Origin of the sequence: Agromyces seonyuensis, assembly GCF_009789225.1 — a bacterium.
In the GTDB taxonomy this organism is placed as follows: Bacteria; Actinomycetota; Actinomycetes; order Actinomycetales; family Microbacteriaceae; genus Agromyces; species Agromyces seonyuensis.
In genome coordinates this window covers 1-18,718 of record NZ_WSTA01000081.1, presented here as the reverse complement: position 1 = coordinate 18,718, position 18,718 = coordinate 1, and the positions used below count along the sequence as shown (strand labels likewise).

At 73.0% G+C, this 18,718-nt stretch carries 17 protein-coding genes and 1 rRNA gene; 7 read left to right on the top strand and 11 right to left on the bottom strand.

The window, feature by feature from the left end:
• Together GB864_RS14915 and GB864_RS14910 are read left to right on the top strand one after the other, a co-directional pair.
• Window positions 1–182: hypothetical protein (locus GB864_RS14915; protein WP_160426452.1), on the top strand; the 182-nt coding region annotated here is incomplete at its 5' end.
• Window positions 183–213: 31 nt separating this feature from the next.
• Window positions 214–960 (top strand): GH25 family lysozyme, encoded by a 747-nt coding sequence (locus GB864_RS14910; RefSeq protein ID WP_160426451.1) that lies wholly within the window; start codon window positions 214–216, stop codon window positions 958–960.
• Between the two features lie 401 nt (window positions 961–1,361).
• Here the strand turns inward: GB864_RS14910 and GB864_RS14905 are convergent, their stop codons facing one another.
• The 3 genes from GB864_RS14905 to GB864_RS14895 form a co-directional block, all read right to left on the bottom strand.
• The gene (locus GB864_RS14905) at window positions 1,362–2,123 is read right to left on the bottom strand and encodes an alpha/beta hydrolase (protein WP_336604029.1); all 762 of its coding nucleotides are present in this window, start codon (window positions 2,121–2,123) and stop codon (window positions 1,362–1,364) included.
• A gap of 149 nt (window positions 2,124–2,272) precedes the next feature.
• A complete protein-coding gene (locus tag GB864_RS14900; protein ID WP_160426449.1) occupies window positions 2,273–3,109 on the bottom strand; it encodes an ABC transporter permease in 837 nt (278 codons plus the stop codon).
• Complete coding sequence (locus GB864_RS14895) at window positions 3,106–4,098, bottom strand: ATP-binding cassette domain-containing protein (RefSeq protein WP_160426448.1); 993 nt, start codon at window positions 4,096–4,098, stop codon at window positions 3,106–3,108. Before GB864_RS14895 ends, GB864_RS14900 begins: the two co-directional genes overlap by 4 nt.
• A gap of 212 nt (window positions 4,099–4,310) precedes the next feature.
• Here GB864_RS14895 and GB864_RS14890 point away from each other — a divergent pair, with 212 nt between their 5' ends.
• On the top strand, window positions 4,311–5,183 hold the full coding sequence (locus GB864_RS14890) for a sulfurtransferase (RefSeq protein ID WP_160426446.1): 873 nt from the start codon (window positions 4,311–4,313) through the stop codon (window positions 5,181–5,183).
• Window positions 5,184–5,221: 38 nt separating this feature from the next.
• Window positions 5,222–5,467: a PLDc N-terminal domain-containing protein gene (locus tag GB864_RS14885; protein ID WP_160426444.1), complete on the top strand. Its 246-nt coding sequence runs from the start codon at window positions 5,222–5,224 to the stop codon at window positions 5,465–5,467.
• 134 nt (window positions 5,468–5,601) lie between these two features.
• On the opposite strand, the gene GB864_RS14880 is transcribed toward GB864_RS14885, so the two are convergent.
• Both GB864_RS14880 and GB864_RS14875 read right to left on the bottom strand, forming a co-directional pair.
• Complete coding sequence (locus GB864_RS14880) at window positions 5,602–6,669, bottom strand: hypothetical protein (RefSeq protein WP_160426442.1); 1,068 nt, start codon at window positions 6,667–6,669, stop codon at window positions 5,602–5,604.
• 183 nt (window positions 6,670–6,852) lie between these two features.
• A complete protein-coding gene (locus GB864_RS14875) occupies window positions 6,853–7,401 on the bottom strand; it encodes a rhodanese-like domain-containing protein (RefSeq protein ID WP_160426439.1) in 549 nt (182 codons plus the stop codon).
• Between the two features lie 185 nt (window positions 7,402–7,586).
• Here GB864_RS14875 and lpdA point away from each other — a divergent pair, with 185 nt between their 5' ends.
• Together lpdA and GB864_RS14865 are read left to right on the top strand one after the other, a co-directional pair.
• Complete coding sequence (lpdA, locus tag GB864_RS14870) at window positions 7,587–8,990, top strand: dihydrolipoyl dehydrogenase (RefSeq protein WP_160426437.1); 1,404 nt, start codon at window positions 7,587–7,589, stop codon at window positions 8,988–8,990.
• Window positions 8,991–9,142: 152 nt separating this feature from the next.
• The gene (locus GB864_RS14865) at window positions 9,143–10,813 is read left to right on the top strand and encodes a cation:proton antiporter (RefSeq protein ID WP_160426435.1); all 1,671 of its coding nucleotides are present in this window, start codon (window positions 9,143–9,145) and stop codon (window positions 10,811–10,813) included.
• 234 nt (window positions 10,814–11,047) lie between these two features.
• Here the strand turns inward: GB864_RS14865 and GB864_RS14860 are convergent, their stop codons facing one another.
• The 4 genes from GB864_RS14860 to GB864_RS14845 form a co-directional block, all read right to left on the bottom strand.
• On the bottom strand, window positions 11,048–12,337 hold the full coding sequence (locus GB864_RS14860; protein WP_160426434.1) for a M18 family aminopeptidase: 1,290 nt from the start codon (window positions 12,335–12,337) through the stop codon (window positions 11,048–11,050).
• Between the two features lie 70 nt (window positions 12,338–12,407).
• Window positions 12,408–13,364, bottom strand: coding sequence for a DnaJ domain-containing protein (locus GB864_RS14855; RefSeq protein ID WP_160426431.1), 957 nt, complete (start codon window positions 13,362–13,364; stop codon window positions 12,408–12,410).
• 248 nt (window positions 13,365–13,612) lie between these two features.
• On the bottom strand, window positions 13,613–15,262 hold the full coding sequence (locus tag GB864_RS14850; RefSeq protein WP_160426430.1) for a DUF7059 domain-containing protein: 1,650 nt from the start codon (window positions 15,260–15,262) through the stop codon (window positions 13,613–13,615).
• A gap of 94 nt (window positions 15,263–15,356) precedes the next feature.
• Window positions 15,357–15,986 carry an alpha/beta hydrolase gene (locus GB864_RS14845; protein ID WP_202107267.1) on the bottom strand — a complete coding sequence of 210 codons (630 nt, stop codon included), beginning with the start codon at window positions 15,984–15,986 and terminating at the stop codon, window positions 15,357–15,359.
• Between the two features lie 132 nt (window positions 15,987–16,118).
• Between GB864_RS14845 and GB864_RS14840 the strand changes: the two genes are divergently transcribed.
• Window positions 16,119–16,448, top strand: a complete 330-nt coding sequence (locus GB864_RS14840) for a hypothetical protein (RefSeq protein WP_160426428.1) — start codon at window positions 16,119–16,121, stop codon at window positions 16,446–16,448.
• A gap of 12 nt (window positions 16,449–16,460) precedes the next feature.
• Here GB864_RS14840 and GB864_RS14835 read toward each other — a convergent pair whose 3' ends face one another.
• Window positions 16,461–18,389 (bottom strand): thioredoxin domain-containing protein, encoded by a 1,929-nt coding sequence (locus GB864_RS14835; protein ID WP_160426426.1) that lies wholly within the window; start codon window positions 18,387–18,389, stop codon window positions 16,461–16,463.
• A gap of 93 nt (window positions 18,390–18,482) precedes the next feature.
• Window positions 18,483–18,599 (bottom strand): 5S ribosomal RNA (rrf, locus tag GB864_RS14830).
• Between the last annotated feature and the right edge of the window lie 119 nt (window positions 18,600–18,718).

The window sequence follows — 18,718 nt, the reverse complement described above, 5'->3', positions numbered from 1 at the left end:
CCCGAGTCGACCTGCCGGCGCTCCGGGTCGCGACGCACCTCGAGGACGCCCGCCGCGTCGCGGGCGACGCCGTCGTGGACGCCGCGGTCGCCGGGGCCGCCGGTCTCGACCGGCGCTCGCTCGAAGCCCGCGTGGGCGCGCTACTCGGGCGTCGCGACGCCCGCGACGACGACCGCCCCTGAACCCGACGAGCACCCCCCTGGAGGAAGCCCGATGGCACGGACCCGACGACGCACGCGCGCCTGGCTGTTCGGCGGACTCGCCGCCGTGGCGCTGCTCGGCGGCCTCACCGCGGCACTGATCGCGACCGGCACGATCTGGCCGAACCGGGTCGGCGCCGCCGCCTACGACGTCCGCGGGGTCGACGTGTCGTCGTACCAGGGCGAGATCGACTGGCCGGTGCTCGCCGCGCAGGACCTCGACTTCGCGTGGATCAAGGCGACCGAGGGCTCCGGCACGATCGACTCGCGCTTCGCCGCGAACTGGGCGGATGCCCGTGAGACCGACCTCCTCGTCGGCGCGTACCACTTCCTGAGCTTCGACTCCCCCGCCGAGACCCAGGCCGCGAACATCATCGCCACCGTCCCCGACGAGGGCACGCTGCCGATCACCGTCGACGTCGAGTGCTACGCCGACTACTGCACCGACCCGGCCGATGCGGGGCAGGTGCGGGGCATCCTCACGCCCCTGCTCGACCTCCTCGAGGCGCACTACGGCGTGCCGCCCGTGCTCTACGCGACCGGCGACGCGTACGAGCGCTACCTCGCGGGCGGGTACCCGGACAATCCGATCTGGATCCGGGACGTCGTCGCGGAGCCGACCCTGCCGGACGGGCGCGCGTGGACCGTCTGGCAGTACTCGCACCGCGAGCGGCTCGACGGGTACGACGGCGACGAGCCCTTCATCGACCTCAACGTCTTCGCCGGCACGCTCGACGAACTCGCGGCGCTCGCCCGCTGACCGCCGGTGCCCGTTCCGCCGGTCGAGGAGGCGCGCCGGCGCCGCCCCCGCCGGTCGAGTAGGCGCGCCAGCGCCGCCCCCGCCGGTCGAGTAGGCGCGCCAGCGCCGCCCCCGCCGGTCGAGTAGGCGCGCCAGCGCCGTATCGAGACCACGTGAGACGCCTCCCGAAGCCCGGCAGGTCGACTCAACAGGTCTCGATACGCGACTCCGTCGCTACTCGACCGACCTGAAACCCGCCGGTCGAGTAGGCGCGCCAGCGCCGTATCGAGACCACGTGAGACGCCTCCCGAAGCCCGGCAGGCCAACTCAACAGGTCTCGATACGCGACTCCGTCGCTACTCGACCGACGGACGAACTCGACTCCGTCGCTACTCGACCGGCGGAAGGATGGGGGTCGGCGGCTACTCCGTGAACTCGGCCCAGGCGGCGGTGATCGCCTCGCGCACCTCGTCGTCGGTCGCGGTGGCGGTGCCGTCGCCCGGCTGCGGGCCGTAGTCGCCGAAGCTCGCGTGGCTCGCGCCCTCGATCTCGACGAACTCGGCCGAGGCCGGCAGCAGGTGCGCGGCGCCCTCGATCTTCGTGGGCGTCGAGAGCCCGTCCTCCGAGCCGGAGAGCGAGAGCACCGGGAGGTCGCCGCCGGAGAGGTCGCTCGCGCAGTACGAGCCGAAGAGCACGAGTCCCGCGGGCTCCGGGTCGGTGCCCGGGTCGGCCGCGAGCATGCACGCCTTCACACCGCCGAGCGAGTGGCCGCCGACGTACCAGTCGTCGACGCCCTCGACGCCGTCGGTGAAGGCCGAGAGCGGGCGCGTGTCGAAGAACGCGAGGTTCAGGGTCGGCTTCGTGATGACGACGGTCGCGCCCGTCTCGGCGACGAGGCCGGAGAGCTTCGCGAAGTAGGCCGACGGGGTGACCCGGGCGCCGGGGATGAAGACGAGGCCGTCGCCGGAGGCATCCTCGGTCGGCGACATGACCCACGAGTTCCCGGTCTCCTTGATGGAGATCGCCGGGTCCTCCCAGGCGACGAGCGAGGCCTCGCGCTCGCCCTGGAAGACGGTGCTCGCCCAGACGAGGAAGACCACGACGAGGAGCACGAGGACGGCCAGGACGGCGATGAGGATGCGCACGGTGCGGCGCCCGGCGCCGATTCGGGGTTCGTCGGTCACCCGTTCATCATCCCAGCCCGGCGCCGTTGCGCGGCATCCGGGACTCGCCGCCCGCCCCTCCCGGACGAGCGCGCGAACGCGAACCGCCGGTGCGAGCAGTGCCGCACCGGCGATCCGGGTCTGCGAAGGGGAGATGGACGCGGGAAGCGCTACGCCTTCCGCATGTACGCGCGCACCGTGAGCGGCGCGAAGACCGCGACGATGACCACGGCGCCGACGAGCGACATCCAGAGGTCGCCGCCGATCGTGCCGTCGTTCGCGAGGTCGCGCACCGCGGTGACGAGGTGCGAGATCGGGTTGATGCTCGCGAACCAGGCGAGCGGCCCGGGCAGCGAGTCGACCGGCACGTAGGCGTTCGAGAGGAACGTCAGCGGGAACAGCACGAGCATCGAGATGCCCTGCACGCTCGAGGCGGTGCGGGCGATGACGCCGAAGAAGGCGAAGATCCAGCTGATCGCCCACGAGCAGGCGATGACGAGCAGGCCCGCGAGCACGACGGCGCCGAGGCCGCCCGCCGGGTGGTATCCCATGATCCAGCCCATCGCGAAGGTGAGGGTCGTCGCGATCGTGTAGCGCAGGGTGTCGGCCAGCAGCGCGCCCGACAGCGGCGCGATGCGCGCGATCGGCAGCGAGCGGAACCGGTCGAACACGCCCTTGTCCATGTCCTCGCGGAGCTGCGTGCCCGTGACGACCGAGGTCGTGACGACCGTCTGCACGAGGATGCCCGGGATGAGGGCCGGGAGGTAGCTCTGCACATCGCCGGCGATCGCGCCGCCGAAGATGTACGCGAACATCAGGGTGAAGATGATCGGCTGCACCGTGACGTCGATGAGCTGCTCGGGCGTGCGCCGGATCTTCACGAGGCCCCGATAGGCCATGGTGCGCGTGTTCGCGAGCGTCTGCCCGAGGCTCACGCGGTTCGAGAGCTTCCGCTCGGCGCCGGGCACGATGCGCTCGGTCGCGGGGGTGATGAGCGCGGTGCTCATGCGCGGCTCCCTTCGAGTTCGGCCGAGCCCTCGGCGGGCGCGGCGTCGGGCACGCCGTGCCCGGTGATGGCGAGGAACACCTCGTCGAGCGAGGGCTTGCGCACCGACAGCTCGTCGACGCGGATGCCCTCCTGACGGAGGGTGAGGAGGAGGTCGGTGACCCGGTCCGCGTCCTGCATGGGCGCGGTGACGCGCACGTGCTCGGGCGAGATCGACGAGGAGACGCCGAGCACGCGCTCGATCGCGACGCGCGCGTCGTCGAGGTCGGCCGGGTCGGCGAGGCGCAGCTCGAGGCTGGAGTCGCCGACGCTCGATTTGAGCTCGTCGGCGGTGCCCTCGGCGACGACGCGGCCACGGTCGATGACGGCGATGCGGTCGGCGAGCTGGTCGGCCTCGTCGAGGTACTGCGTCGTGAGCAGCACGGTCGAGCCAGTCGCGACGAGCTGGCGGATCGTGTCCCACATCTGCGCACGGGTGCGCGGGTCGAGGCCCGTCGTGGGCTCGTCGAGGAAGATGAGGGGCGGCTGCGCGATGAGCGAGGCCGCGAGGTCGAGTCGACGGCGCATGCCGCCGGAGAAGTTCTTGAGCGGACGGCGGGCGGCCTCGGTGAGGCCGAAGGATTCGAGCAGCTCGCCGGCCTTGCGCTTGGCGTCGCGGCTCGTCAGGCCGAGGAGCCGGCCGAAGATGACGAGGTTCTCGGTCGCCGAGAGCGTCTCGTCGACCGAGGCGTACTGCCCGGTCACGCCGATGAGCTGGCGGACGATCTGCGGCTCGCGGGCGACGTCGTGCCCGAAGACGCGGGCGCTGCCGGCGTCGGGCCGAAGCAGGGTCGCGAGCATGGAGATGGTGGTGGTCTTGCCGGCGCCGTTCGGGCCGAGCACGCCGTAGACGGCGCCGGTCGGTACCGCGAGGTCGACGCCGTCCACGGCGCGGTTGTCGCCGAAGGTCTTGACGAGCCCGACGGCCTCGACGGCCAGTTCGCGCTGCATGGGGGTTCCTTTCGTCCCGGATGACCCGGGGGATCAGGGGATCCGCAGGTGACGGATCGGTCTGGATCCATGCTCCGCGGCCGCGCTCGCACGACGCTGTCGCGGCGCTGTCACGCGTGCTGTCACACGTGCTGTCACGCGCCGCGTCGCCCGGTTACCCCGCATTTCGGGCTCTCTCGCGGGCTTCGACCCGCCGTCGTAGCGTCGCTGCCATGTCCCAGCTCTTCTCGTCGCTCGTGTCGACCCAGTGGCTCGCCGATCACCTCGGTGCCGACGACCTCGTCGTGCTCGACGCGACCGTCACGCCCGTGGCGGGCGGCTTCACGAGCGGCATCGACGCGCACCTCGTCGGCGGCCACCTCCCGGGTGCGCGGTTCGCGTGCCTCCTCGAGGAGTTCAGCGACCCGGCGGGGCGGTTCGGCTTCGCCCGGCCGGATGCCTCGCGCTTCGCGCGCGCGGCCCGCGAGCTCGGCGTCGACGACGGGTCGACCGTGGTGGTGTACGACGCGGCGGCCGGCCAGTGGGCGGCGCGGCTCTGGTGGCTCTTCCGCTCCTACGGCTTCGAGCGGGTCGCGGTGCTCGACGGCGGGCTCGGCGCCTGGCACGCGGAGGGCCGCGCGATCGAGTTCGGCTACACGGTCCCGCCGACGGCGGGGCAGCTGACGCTCGTCGAACGCCCCGACGCCTGGGTGGACGCCGCCGAGGTCGAGCGCATCTCCCGCGGCGAGGCCGCGGGGCGGCTCGTGTGCTCGCTCCCCCGCGCCGAGTTCGTCGGCGAGGCCGGACCGCGCCCGCGCAACGGCCACATCCCGGCGAGCGCGAACGTGCCGTTCGGATCCCTCCGCGACCGCGAGTCCGGCCGCTACCGCGAGGGCGACGCCCTCGCGGCCGCGCTCGCACCGGCGCTCGAGGGCGACCCGGAGCGCGTCGTGCTCTACTGCGCGAGCGGCATCGCCGCATCCGGCACCGCCCTCGCCCTGACGCTCGCGGGCTTCGACGACGTCGCGGTCTACGACGGCGGCCTCAACGAGTGGGTCGCCGACGCCGACCGCCCGGTGCTGGCCCCCGCCGCCTCGACCGCGTAGCCGCCCACTGCCGCGTCCGGTGCCGATAGCATCCGGGCATGGCCGACCCCGTGAACCCGCTGCTGCCCGCCGCCTACGACGTCGTCTGGACGATGCTCGCGGTGGCGATGCTCGTCCTGACGGCCGTCGCGCTCGTCTCGCTCGCGCGCTCGGCACGCGCGCTGACGACGACGCAGTCGCTCGTCTGGGTCGCCGTGGTGCTGGTCGCGCCGGTGCTCGGCTCGATCGCGTGGCTCGCCGTCGGCCGCCGTACGGTCAGCGCCGCCGCCGCATCCGCAGGGTGACCCGCGCGGCACGCTGATCGACGGCCTCGTCGACGCGCGCGACCTCGACCTCGGCGGTCCCGAACGCACCCACGGCACGACGACGCGGCGACCCCGTCCCTGCGCGGCCGCCGCCCCGTCATCCGGTCAGCGCGTCACGCCCAGGGCGCCGCGATCGTCGCGTGCGTGGCGAGCAGCGCGTCCGTGGCCTCGCGCGGCGAGCGGCCGAAGCCGCACTCCGTGGCGACGCCGAAGGCGCCGACGTTCGGGGCGGCGGCGGCGATGCGGCGCTCGGCGCCCTCGACGCCGTCTTCGCGGTGCACGAGGCCGAGGTAGAGCTCGGTGCCCTCCGGCAGCGCCAGGGCGTCGAGCGGGGCGAAGTAGGCGTCGTCGTCGCGCTCGATCGGCACGGGCAGGTGGATCCACTGCAGCGGCCGCGGGCTCGCGGCGACGAGGCGGTTCGCGAACTCGACGAGGTTGCCGGTATCGGTCGGCTCGATGAAGTGGTGCTCGGCGACGTCGCCGTAGCAGAGGTGCCAGCCGGCCTCGACGTCGGCGGGGACGCGGGCGGCCTGCTCGGCGGCGCGCTCCATCAGGCCGGCCCACAGGTCGTCGAACCACGGCGCGTTGGGGTTGTCGCCCTTGTCGTAGCCCGCGGCCTCGATCCAGCCGAACTCGACGGCGGTGTCCCACTGCACGGCGAGCCGATCGTGGGGCACGCCGGCGAGCACCCGGTCGAGTTCGGCGAACAGCGCCGCCCGGTAGACGGGCTCGAAACGGGCGCGGTCGGCGGGCACGACGAATGCGCCGATGACGGCGGCCGGCGACGGCAGCGACACCTGGAACTTCACGCTCGCCGGGATGACGCCCTCGGCCTGGAGCCGCTCGAAGAGCTCCCACGACTCGAGCGCCGCGTCGGCGTAGCCGAGGTTCGGGAGCACGAGGTCCTCGGCGTCGACGCCGTCGGCGATGCGCAGCGGTCGCACGTCGAGCGGGCCGACGCGGATGGGCTCGGCGCCGACGCGCTCGAGGCCGTCGACGGCGCCGAGCACGTCGGGCTGGAACGCGATCCAGTGGAAGCGCAGGCCGGTCTCCCCGTCGGGGAGGCGGCGGAGGCGCTGGCCGAGCGCGCCGGCGACGGTGCGGAAGGCGGTCTCGGCGTCGGGCTGGTTGATGCTGCCGACGAGGTGGACGCCCTGGGGCGCGGTACGGGGCTCGGTCATGTGCGGCTCGCTCTCGCTGCGGGAGCCGCTCCGGCGACTCCCATCGGTCGGGGAATCGCAGTCCGTGCCGCGGCTCGTCGAAGCGGCGCGGCGCGAGGCTTCGCGTCAGTCTGCGCCGACCATTCTGCCCCCGCGGGACCGGTCCCGCACGTGGGACCGACCCGCCGGGTCATCCGTGGTCGCTCAGCAGGCGCAGGCGATCGGCTCGCCGAGCGCGGCCTCCGGCGCGGGGCCGAAGCACGCAGCACCGGTGAGCCCGTCCGGGTGCACGTTCACGCGGGGGTCGGGCTCGAAGCGGTGTCGCTGCCCGTCGCCGGTCTCGTACTCGAAGCCCTCGCGCACCCAGTACTCGAACCCGCCGCGCACCTCCTTCACCGGATGCCCGGCGAGCGCGAGTTCGAGGGCGGCGCGGATGCCGCCGTTGCAGCCGGGGCTCCAGCAGTAGACGACGACGGGGGTTCCCGCGGGCAGTTCGTCGGCGGCACGCGCGGCGATCTCGCGCGTCGGCAGGTGGATCGCGCCGGGCACGTGGCCCTGGTCCCAGGCGGCGCGGCTGCGCGAGTCGACGACGACGAACCCGGTCTCCCCGGCGTCGAGGGCGGCGTGCACGTCGGACACGTCGACGTCGAACTCGACGCGGGGCGCGAAGTGCGCGGCCGACTCGGCGGCGGTGGGCACGACGGAGAAGACGGTGGAGGCGGGAGCCGGCGCGGGCTGCAGGGTTTCGCTCATGCCGTCATCCTCGGCGACGCCCGGCCCGGGACGCCTCGTGGCAGAGCGTCGATCACCCGCGATTTCCTGCCGCACCGCGACCAGGCGCTGCGGGTTCCTGCGTGCATCCTGAGGGTTCGCCGACGGCTGAGGCCCGGAGCATCCTGGGGGAAAAACACTCTCCCAGGGCGACTACCGTTAAGGGTATGAGCGAACACTATGACGTCGTCGTGCTCGGCGCTGGCCCTGGTGGCTACGTCGCAGCCATCCGGGCGGCGCAATTGGGTCTGAAGACCGCGGTCGTCGAGCAGCAGTACTGGGGCGGCGTGTGCCTGAACGTCGGGTGCATCCCGTCGAAGGCGCTGCTCCGCAATGCCGAGCTCGCGCACATCTTCACGAAGGAGGCCGACAAGTTCGGCATCTCCGGTGAGGCGACCTTCGACTACGGCGTGGCATTCGACCGCAGCCGGACGGTGTCCGAGGGGCACGTCAAGGGCATCCACTTCCTGATGAAGAAGAACAAGATCACCGAGTACGACGGGCGCGGCTGGTTCCTCTCCCCCAACTCGATGAACGTCGCCCGCGCCGACGGCTACTCGGAGGACATCACCTTCGACAACGCCATCATCTCGACCGGTTCGACGGTGCGTCTGCTGCCCGGCGTCACGCTCAGCGAGAACGTCGTCACCTACGAGCAGCAGATCCTCTCGCGCGAGCTGCCCTCCTCGATCGTCATCGTCGGCGCCGGCGCCATCGGCATGGAGTTCGCCTACGTCCTGAAGAACTACGGCGTGGACGTCACGATCATCGAGTTCCTCGACCGCGCCCTCCCCAACGAGGATGCCGAGATCTCCAAGGAGATCGCCAAGCAGTACAAGAAGCTCGGCGTCAACATCCTCACCTCGACCAAGGTCGACTCGGTCGTCGACCACGGCGACGGCGTCACCGTCACCTACACCCCGAACGCCGGCGGCGACTCGGTGTCGATCGAGACCGGCAAGGTCCTCATGTCGATCGGCTTCGCGCCCCGCGTCGAGGGCTTCGGCATCGAGAACACCGGCGTCGCCCTCACCGAGCGCGGCGCGATCGCCATCGACGAGCGCATGCGCACCAACGTGCCCGGCGTCTACGCCATCGGCGACGTCACCGCGAAGCTCCAGCTCGCCCACGTGGCGGAGGCCCAGGGCGTCGTCGCGGCCGAGACCATCGCCGGCGCCGAGACCATGGAACTCGGCGACTACCGCATGATGCCACGCGCCACGTTCTGCCAGCCGCAGGTCGCCAGCTTCGGCCTCACCGAGCAGCAGGCCCGCGACGAGGGCTACGACGTCGTCGTCGCGAAGTTCCCGTTCACCGCGAACGGCAAGGCCAACGGCCTCGGCGACCCGACCGGGTTCGTGAAGCTCGTCGCCGACAAGGAGCACCTCGAGCTCCTCGGCGGCCACCTCATCGGCCCGGACGTCTCCGAGCTGCTGCCCGAGCTCACGCTGGCCCAGAAGTGGGACCTCGGCGCGAACGAGCTCGCCCGCAACGTCCACACGCACCCGACCCTGTCGGAGGCGCTGCAGGAGGCGTTCCACGGCCTGACCGGCCACATGATCAACTTCTGATCCGCGGCGTCCGATCGGCGCAGCCGATCGGACGTGTCGCTCGAAGCGGGCCGGGGAGGCGACTCCCCGGCCCGCTTCGCGTTTCCGGCGACCAGGATGCGCGTGCCGCGCGTTCCCGCACGGCCGACGCGGGGCATCCCTAGCCTGACCCCATGCAATTCCACGAGCTCTTCCTCCTGCTGGCGGGCGCGCTGGTCGTGACGGCGCTCGCCCGACGGCTCGGCTGGTCGGCGCCGCTCAGCGTCATGACGGTCGCGTTCGGGGTCTCGATCATCCCCGGCGTGCCCGAGATCGAGGTCGACGGCGAGCTGATCCTCGCGCTCGTCCTGCCGCCGCTCGTCTACTCGGCGGCCCTCGACGTCGGGTTCTTGAACTTCCGCGCGGGCTTCCGGCAGATCCGACGCCTCGGCATCTCGCTGCCGATCGTGACGGCGCTCGCGGTCGGGTTCATCGCCTGGGCGATCATGCCGCAGCTCGGGCTGCCCGTCGCCCTGCTCCTCGGCGCGATCGTCTCGCCGAGCGACGCCGTCTCCGCGGCCTCGATCGGGCGCGCGCTCGGGCTGCCGCGCCGCGTGATGAGCGTGCTGTCGGGCGAGAGCCTCGTGAACGACGCGACGTCGCTCACGATGTTCAAGGTGTTCGCGGCCATCGCCGTCGGCACCACGGTGACGGTCTGGCAGGGGCTCGGCATCTTCGCGCTCGCGGTCGCCGTCGGCCTCGCGGTCGGCATCCCCGTCGGGTGGGCGTTCGTGGCGTGGCGCCGCCGTTCGCGCGACGGGCTCATGCTGACGACCGTCGGCCTGCTCGTGCCGTTCGCGACCTACGCGCTCGCGGAGCGCCTCGCGGGCTCGGGCGTGATCGCCGTCGTCGCCGCGGGCATCGTGATCGGGTTCGACGCGCCCCGCACCTCCTACGAGACGCGACTCCAGGAACGGCCCGTGTGGCGCAGCCTCGACCTGCTGCTCGAGGCGGGGGTCTTCGCCCTGATCGGCCTGCAGCTGCAACCGGCCATCGCCGACGTCCTCGACGGCGAGACGAGCGTCTGGCGGGGGCTCGGCCTGGCCGTGATCGTTCTGCTCGTCGTCATCCTCGTGCGTCTGGTCTGGGTCTTCGGCGGCTACGGCGCCAGCCGCTGGTGGGGCCGTCTGGCCGGACCGACCCTCGCGAATCGCCGCCGTCGGTACCGCCCCGAACCGAAGCTGTCGGCCGGCGAGCTGTTCGTCATCGGCTGGTCGGGGATGCGCGGCGTGGTGACGCTCGCGACCGCGGCGTCCGTGCCGCTGTCGGCTGCGGCGCCGGGCATCGGCGGCATCGTCTTCCTCGTGGCGTTCGTCGTGACCGTCGGCACGCTGCTGCTGCAGGGCCTCACCCTCGCGCCCATCGCCCGCCGGCTCGGCGTGCACGCCGAGGACGAGCAGCAGCAGGACCGTGCGGATCTCGTGCGCGTGCTCGGCCGTTCCGCGGAGGCGGGCCTGGCCGTCGTCGAGGAGCGTCGACCCGCGCTCCACGACCGGCACGGCGAGCGGGCCGACCGCATCCTCGACGCGTTCGCACGGCGGATCCGCCGGATGGAGCAGACGCTCCGGGATGACGTCGGGACGACGGGCGAGGCGAGCACGACGGCGATCGAGCTCGACCGGTTGACGCGCGAGTGGATCGCCGAACGACGCCGGCTCGTCATCGCAGAGCGCGATGCGGGCACGCTCGACGAGGAGGTCATGCGGGAGCTCATCACGGCGATCGACGCCGAGGAGTTCGCACTCGATCTCGGCACGCGCATCGACAGGGAGGCCCGGGGACGGGACGACCCCGAGTCCCCGTAGCCGCCCCGCTGGTCGAGTAGCCCCAGCCGGTCGAGTAGCGCCGCCCCGCTGGTCGAGTAGCGCAGCGTCTCGAGACCCGGTGAGACGCCTCCCGGTCTCCACCCCCGCTGGTCGAGTAGCGCAGCGTATCGAGACCCGGCGAGCCGACTCCCGGTCTCCACCCCCGCTGGTCGAGTAGCGCAGCGTATCGAGACCCCGTGAGACGCCTCCCGGTCTCGATACGCTCCGTCGTCGCTACCCGACCGGCGAGAGCGCGAAGAAGGCCCCGGCCGCCCGGCGCAGTCCGTCGAGGTCGTCGAGGTGCGCGAGCTCGCGCGCGGAGTGCATCGAGAGCAGCGGCACGCCGACGTCGAGCGTGCGGATGCCGAGGCGGGTCGCCGACAGCGGGCCGATCGTCGAGCCGGCGCGGATCGAGTTCACCGACACGAACGGCTGCGTGGCGACGCCGGCCGCCTCGGTGACGCGGGTCCACAGGGCCGAGCCGGGGGCATCCGTCGTGTAGCGCTGGTTGCCGTTGAGCTTCAGCAGCACGCCGCCGCCGAGCACCGGGCGGTGACCGGGGTCGTGCTTCTCGGGATAGTTCGGGTGCACGGCGTGGCCGGCGTCGGAGGAGAGCTGCCACGACGCGGCGAACGCACGTCGACGCTCGACCTCGTCGGCACCGAGTCCCGCGGAGATCCGCGAGAGCACGTCGTCGAGCAGCGGGCCGAGCGCGCCGGAGCGCGACTCCGAGCCGAGCTCCTCGTGGTCGAACGCGGCGAGCACCGCGATCGCGGGCGCCCCGCCGAGGCCCTCGCCCTGGATCGCCTCGAAGCCGGCCCACACCGAGGAGAGGTTGTCGAGGCGGCCGGACGCGAAGAACGCGCCGTCGCCGCCGAACCGCGCGCCGCGCTGGGTGTCGACCGTCAGCACGTCGTGGCCGACGATGCGCGCGCCGGGCACGCCCGCCGACGCCGCGAGCACCTCGAGGATGCCGCCCTCGCCGCCGTCGGCGCTCGCCCAGATGGGCTGCGTGTGGCGCTGGCGGTCGAGCACGAGCCCCGAGCCGACCTCGCGATCGAGGTGGATGGCGAGCTGCGGGATGCGCGCGATCGGGCCGGTGCGCGCGAGGTGCACGGCGCCGTCCTCGGTCGCGATTCGACCGGCGAACTCGAGCTCGCGATCGAGCCAGGAGTTCAGCAACGGGCCGCCGTAGACCTCGACGCCGGCCTGAGCGAGGCCCGCGGCAGTGAAGTCGGGGGTCGGCTTGAGCTTGAATCCGGGCGAATCGGTGTGCGTGCCGAGGATGCGGAACGGGGTCGTCGCCCCGGCCCCCTGCGGTTGCACCCAGGCGATGACCGCACCGTCGCGCACCACGAGCCGGCGTCCGGGGCCGCTCGGCCACTCGGCAGTCTCGTCGAGGCGCTCGAAGCCGGCGGCGGCGAGCTCGGCGGCGACGTGTTCGGCCGCGTGGTACGAGGACGGGGAGGCTGCCACGAACGACGCGAGGGCGTCGGCGGTGCGTTCGCGCTGGGAATCGGTCATCCTCCGATTCTGCCGTGCTTCGCATGACGGCCGGATCACGGCCGTCCGGCTGCGCCGGCTCAGTGCGGGGCTACTCCGCGAAGACGACCGAGTCCTGCAGGCGCTTGCGCACTTCCATCGCGTCGAGGCCGCCGAGGATCGGCGCGCCCTTGCGGTTCGGCTCGTGGATGCCCTCGCGGATCGCGCTCGCCAGCCGGGACCGGCGCACGAGTGCGACGGGCACGCCGCGCACGGCGCCGCCGATCTCGATGGGCACCGCCGCGTGGTCGTCCGGCACGACGATGACGAGCGCCGTCGGCTTCACCTTCGCGCGCCGGGTCACGTCCTTCGCCCGGGCGGCGAGCTCCTTGACCGGATGCTCGTCGGCGGGGATGCCCGCGCCGAACAGCTCGCCGCGCTTGAAGTGCACCGGCCGCCCCCAGTCCTCGGACTGCACGGCGATGAGCCCCGTCGGGCCGAGCACGAGGTGGTCGAGCTTCGGCACGGCGTGCCGGCCGGCGGCCTCGGTCGCGAGATCGTGCCAGACGGTGAAGCCGATACCGAGGTCGGAGAGCCGCACGGCCGTCGCCTCCTCGGCGAGGGCGTTGGCGAGCAGGTGCCGGATCTCGGCGGGTGCCGAGTGCACGAGCCCCTGGTCGTACGGGTTGGCGATCTCGACGCCGCGGCCGACCCATTCCCGGATGCGCTCGAGATACCACTCGCGCGACCAGCCGCCCGGATGCCCGTAGGCGCGCGCCGAGACTCGGGAACCCGCGGGCCGCGACGGCGCACGGGGCGCCCACTGCTCGGCGTCGGGCACGCCGTCGTCGCCGCGACGCCCGCCGCGATCGAAGTCGGCGCGGGCATCGGGGGTGCCGACGAGTTCCCACGCGCGCTGCACCTGGTCGAACCGGGTCGTCGATCCGCCGGTGTCGGGGTGCGCAGCGCGCAGCGCTCGTCGGTAGGCGCGCTTGAGCGCGGCCTCGTCGACGGTCGGGGCGACGCCGAGCACCTCGTAGGGCGACTCGGCCATCGGGCTTTCGGGCATCCACGCATTCTACGGTTCTGCGGCTGACCAGCGGCTCCGCGCCTGCCCTCGCGGTATCGGAACCCCCGCAGCACCCCTCGCCGGTCGAGCAGCCCCGCAGCTCCCCGCCGGTCGAGTAGGCGCGCAGCGCCGTATCGAGACCCCGCAGCACCCCGCCGGTCGAGTCGGCGCGCAGCGCCGTATCGAGACCCCGCAGCACCCCGTCGGTCGAGTCGGCGCGCAGCGCCGTATCGAGACCCCGGCCGCCCCTACTCGTGCAGCGGAACCGTCAGTCCGCCAGGTGCGTCGTTCGGGTCGAGGTTCGGCATGAGGATGCCGTCGAGCGCGAGGTCGGGCAGCCGCGGGGCGAGGTCGTCCCAGAGCTCCTGCTCATCGACCCCGGCGAGCGTCGCGATCGCGCCGACGATGAGCCCCGCGGGCAGTTCGCCGTCGCACGCGCCGACGAAGGCGGCGAGCGCCGTGTCGGCCTGCAGGACGCGGCCGAAGCCGCCGCCCTGGTGCAGCAGGATGACCGTCGGGTCCTCGGCGCCGGGCCAGTGGTGGCGCTCTTCGGTGACGTCGCCGCCGACGCGGAAGCGCGTGCGGGCGAGGGCGTCTCGGTCGATGCCGTCGAGGGCGTCCCAGGCGCTCAGGCACGCGTCGAGGTGCGCGCCGACTCCCGCGGGGTTGTCGCCGAGGGGGCCGTGCCGCTTCTCGAGGCGGCGGAGCCGCGGCTCGGAGCCGTCGGCACGTCGGCGCAGCAGCACGTAGCCGAAGCCGACGCCGGTGACGCCCCGGCGGGCGAAGTCCGCGATCCACGCGTGGTGCAGCGCCTCGAACTCGGCAGTGCCCGGGCGGGTGCCGCCGTCACGGATCCACGTCTCCGCGTACTCGCTCGGGTCCTGCTGCTCGCGCTCGACGATCCAGTACTCGAGCCCGCTGTCCTCGAGCCAGCCGCGCACGCGGTCGAGTCCGGGCACGCCGTCGCGGTACTCCCAGTTGCCGAGCAGCTGCGCGATGCCGCCGACGCGGAGTCGGCCGGCGATCCCGCGCAGCACGGACTCGACGAGGGCGTCGCCCTCGAGCCCGCCGTCGCGGTACTCGTACGCGGGAACGCCCTCGGCGCGGGGCGTGATGACGAAGGGCGGGTTGGAGACGATGCGGTCGAACTGCTCGTCGGCGACCGGGTCGTAGAGGCTGCCGTGCCGCAGCTCGACGCTCCCGATGCCGTTGAGGGCGAAGTTGAACGCGGCGATGTCGAGCGCGCGTTCGGAGATGTCGGTCGCGACGACGTGCGCTGCCTCCCGCGAGGCGTGCAGGGCGAGGATGCCCGAACCGGTGCCGAGGTCGAGCACTCGTTCGGCGGGGCGCTGGAGCAGCAGTCCGGCGAGGGTGAGCGAGGCGCCGCCGACGCCGAGCACGTGGTCTTCGCGGAGCGCGCCGCCGACGGCGAGCTCGCCGAGGTCGGAGGCGATCCACCACTCGCCGCGCCCGACGACGTCCTCGAACGCGTAGGGGCGCAGGTCGAGGTTCGCGCGCACGATGCCGTCGTCGGGCGCGCTCAGGATGCCGAGCTCGACGGCACCCGCGAGCCCGAGGGCCGGCAGCGCCTGTTCGACGGCCGCGGCCGGGGCTCCGGACCCGAGCACGAAGAGCCGGGCGAGCGTGGCGAGCGGGCCTCGCCCGGCGGCCCCGGCCTCGAGGTCGAGGCGGTCGAGGGCATCCAGGCGCGCGAGCGCGGGCGCGCGGTGGCCGCGACGCAGTGCCGCGGAGACGTCGACGCCGCCATCCTCGCCGAAGAGCTCCTCGAGGGCGTCGACCCGGAAGGCCGCGGCTCCGAGGTCGTCGGCCAGGGACGAGACCAGCTCCCGCGCCCGATCAGCGGCGGTGGAATCGGCTCGGAGTGCGGCGAAGAGCATCCTCCGATGCTAGTCCGTGGCCCTCCCGACCTCACGGGCGCTCGAGTCGGTCGCCTCGCTCGAACGGCCCGTCCGTCCCACTCGGACCGCCGGTTCAGGCCGTCGCGAGCTCGAGCACGATCGGCAAGGGGCCGAAGCCGTCGTCCATCGTGAGGTGACCGCCGCCGGGGACGACGGAGACCTCGAGGTCGTAGGGGTCGGCGTAGGCGACCTCGATGCCCTCCGGCGTGTACGGGTCGGCCTCCCCGACGACGAGGTGCGCGCGCTCCGTGCTCGTCGCCGCGAGCGCGTCGGCGACGATCGCCGCCGGTGCGTCGATCACGAACGCCTCGAGCGCCGGGATGCTCGCGAGCACCTTCGACGACGGGGGCGAGACGAGCAGCACCCGGTGCGCGAGCTTCGCATCGCCACCCTCGGACGCCGCTCGCTCCGCGTGCCGCCGGGCGTAGTCGATCCACGCGACGCAGCCGAGCGAGTGCGCGACCACCACGACGGCGTCCGGATCGGTGCCGTCCAGCTCCGCCTCGATCGCGGCGGCCCAGTCCGCCGGAACCGGGGCGTACGGCTCGGGGAGTTGCGGGTAGTGCACGCCGTGCCCCTCGGCGCCGAGTTCGTCGGCGAGCCAGCGCTGCCAGTGCCCCTCCGGGCGCTCGTTCTCGAAGCCGTGGAGGATCAGGTACTCGCGTCGGACGCCCGTTTGCGCCGAACCGTCTTGGGGGGTCACGGGACTCATTGAATCACCGGATGGTTTCCGAATCCGTCCGGGCGGCCACTTCGGCGTAACCGTGATGTCATATCCTCGGCCTAGCGTGTTCAGGGGAACGAAGGATCACGCGGTGAAAGGCAGGGGGCGCACGTGGATGGAACCGAACTCGCGAAGCTTCGCGACGAAGCTCGCGACGAGCTGTCGGCCCTGATCGAGCTCCGTTGCCGCCTCGGCGAAGACCCGTGGGACTTCCTCCCCGACCTCCCCTCCGTCGACGAGCAGGTCGTCGCCACCCTCCGCGAGAGCCTGCTCCTCGAGCAGCAGTGGGCGAACGCCCGGGCGCGGGCGCACCACCCGGCGGCTCGCAGCGGCGAGGCCCAGCGCTTCGAGTACGAACTGCTCCGCGGCATCGCCCTCGCCCACCCCGAGCTCACGAGTGCGGTGTGGTCTCTCATCGGCCGCACCGAGCCTCGGTGGTAGCGGGCCGGACGCTCAGTCCAGGGCGTCGAGCGCTGCCGCGTCCGTGACGGGCAGCCGGCACACGAACCCCGCGCACTGATACGCCGCGGCAGCCGCACCGAGGGCGCTGCGCCCGTCGAACAGCTCGAACCCCTCCGCCGTCCAACCCGGCACCTGCGACTCGGCGGCGCACGCGACCACGGTCGACCCGCGGCCGGCGGCGCGACGCAATGCCGCGTCGACGAGGCCGTCGCCGACGTCGCCGAGGGGCGCTTCTGCCGCCGGGCCTCCCGTGACGACCACGAGTTGCTCGAGCGGGGCGGCCAGACGGCGCACCTGGGTCAGCACCCCGCCTGCGGCGACCGGCTGCGACGCCGCGGACGCCGCCACGGGCCCGAGTGCCGCCTCGGCCGCGCTCCGGTAGCGCTCGTCGCCGGTGAGGGCGTGCAGGGTGAGGCAGGCGCCCGCGAGCGTCGTCGGTCCGGCGGGCGTCGCTCCCTCGGAGACGTCCTGCGCCCACGAGCGCCCCTGCGCGGCGAGCACGGGGTCGCCGCCGCCCGGCAGGCCGAAGGGCTCGCCGACGGATGCTCCGCCCGGGGCGTCTCCCCCGCCCTCCCCGGCAGTCTCACCGGCGACGAGGACGGCGTCGACCAGGCCACGCGCGGCGACGGCGTAGCGGACCTCGCCCGAGGACGTCGCGAGATCGAGCAGCCCGGCGGCGAGCATCCCGTGGTCGTCGAGCGCGGCCGCGGCCGGCGACACGCGGCCGTCCAGCCGCACGCGCGGCAACCGGCCCGCCTCGTCGGCCGCCACGAGCACCGCGTCCGCGGCGACCATCGCGCTCGCGAGGTAGCGCGGTTGATGCAGGGCGAGACCGGAGCGCGCGAGCGCCCCGATCGCCAGTCCGTTCCAGCCGGTGACGAGCTTGCGGTCGAGCGCGGGAGGGTCGAGCGCCGCGCGGCCGGCGGCGTCGCGGGCGTAGTAGCCGCCTTCCGAGCGCCGACCATCGATGACGCTCTCCGAGTCCTGCGCACTCGCGAACCCGCCCTCGACGCCGAGCACCTCGATGAGGAAGTCCCCGAGCCCGCGCGCGACCGCCGCGAATCCGGAATCGCCCGTCTGCAGCGCTGCGGTCGTGTACGCGTCGAGGAGCAGTGCGTTGTCGGAGAGCATCCGCTCGTAGTGCGGCTCGCTCCAGTCGGCGCGCACCGCGTAGCGGAAGAACCCGCCCTCGACGGGATCGCGGAGCGGGGAAGCCGCCATCGCGCGCAGCGTGCGGTACGCGAGCGCGCGCCCGGCGCCCGGGCGGCCGAGCAAGAATTGCAGCACCGCCGTGACGGGGAACTTCGGCCCACTCCCGAAGCCGCCGTGCTCGGTGTCCTCGACGCGGACGCACCCCTCGACCGCGCCCGCGAGCAGCACCTCGAGGTCGTCGGGCAACGGAATGCCGGCGTCTGGAGTCTGGGCCCGGGCCAGGGCGTCGGTGATCGCCGCGGCGGACTGCTCCACGTCGTCGCGCCGCTCCTGCCAGGCCTCCGTCACAGCGCCGAGGATCTGCCGGAACGACGGGATGCCCCGCACCGGTTCCGGCGGCGAGTACGTCGACGCGAAGAACGTGCCGCCGTCCGGGGTCGTGAACACGCTGAGCGGCCAGCCGAGCTCGCGCGTGAAAGCGCCGGCGGCCGTCATGAACATCCCGTCGACCTCCGGATGCTCCTCGCGATCCACCTTGATCGCGACGAAGTCGCGGTTCAGGATGCCCGCGAGGTCGGGGTCGGAGAACGACTCGCGAGCCATGACGTGGCACCAGTGGCACGTCGCGTACCCAATGGAGACGAACACGGGCACATCGCGCTCCCGCGCCGATGCGAAGGCATCCGCACCCCACGGCCACCAGTCGACCGGGTTGTCCGCGTGTGCGAGGAGGTACGGGCTCGTGGACCCGCGCAGCCGTTCCGCCATCGTCCCAGCCTAGGAGCCGGCGCAACCGGAAGGTGCGTGTTAAAGCACGAACGCCCCCGGCCTTGGTGGCTCGGGGGCGTTCGTTGAATGGGTGTCCGGCGGTGTCCTACTCTCCCACAGGGTCGCCCCTGCAGTACCATCGGCGCTGCGAGTCTTAGCTTCCGGGTTCGGAATGTGTCCGGGCGTTTCCCTCGCGCTATGGCCGCCGTAACTCTGGCCCACCAGCAGCCCACGTGTGTGGGGTGGTGGAAGCTCATCGTTACTGCCAACCGCCACGTGGTGTTGTGGCGGGTTGGTGTCACTGTTTGGTTGTTGGTGTTCGTCCAGTG

Bases quoted from the DNA above. Each gene is read 5' to 3' on its own strand.
- GB864_RS14910 (WP_160426451.1), top strand. From the start codon at position 214: ATGGCACGGACCCGACGACGCACGCGCGCCTGGCTGTTCGGCGGACTC.
- GB864_RS14900 (WP_160426449.1), bottom strand. From the start codon at position 3,109: ATGAGCACCGCGCTCATCACCCCCGCGACCGAGCGCATCGTGCCCGGC.
- GB864_RS14895 (WP_160426448.1), bottom strand. From the start codon at position 4,098: ATGCAGCGCGAACTGGCCGTCGAGGCCGTCGGGCTCGTCAAGACCTTC.
- GB864_RS14890 (WP_160426446.1), top strand. From the start codon at position 4,311: ATGTCCCAGCTCTTCTCGTCGCTCGTGTCGACCCAGTGGCTCGCCGAT.
- GB864_RS14885 (WP_160426444.1), top strand. From the start codon at position 5,222: ATGGCCGACCCCGTGAACCCGCTGCTGCCCGCCGCCTACGACGTCGTC.
- GB864_RS14880 (WP_160426442.1), bottom strand. From the start codon at position 6,669: ATGACCGAGCCCCGTACCGCGCCCCAGGGCGTCCACCTCGTCGGCAGC.
- GB864_RS14875 (WP_160426439.1), bottom strand. From the start codon at position 7,401: ATGAGCGAAACCCTGCAGCCCGCGCCGGCTCCCGCCTCCACCGTCTTC.
- lpdA (WP_160426437.1), top strand. From the start codon at position 7,587: ATGAGCGAACACTATGACGTCGTCGTGCTCGGCGCTGGCCCTGGTGGC.
- GB864_RS14865 (WP_160426435.1), top strand. From the start codon at position 9,143: ATGCAATTCCACGAGCTCTTCCTCCTGCTGGCGGGCGCGCTGGTCGTG.
- GB864_RS14860 (WP_160426434.1), bottom strand. From the start codon at position 12,337: ATGACCGATTCCCAGCGCGAACGCACCGCCGACGCCCTCGCGTCGTTC.
- GB864_RS14855 (WP_160426431.1), bottom strand. From the start codon at position 13,364: ATGCCCGAAAGCCCGATGGCCGAGTCGCCCTACGAGGTGCTCGGCGTC.
- GB864_RS14850 (WP_160426430.1), bottom strand. From the start codon at position 15,262: ATGCTCTTCGCCGCACTCCGAGCCGATTCCACCGCCGCTGATCGGGCG.
- GB864_RS14835 (WP_160426426.1), bottom strand. From the start codon at position 18,389: ATGGCGGAACGGCTGCGCGGGTCCACGAGCCCGTACCTCCTCGCACAC.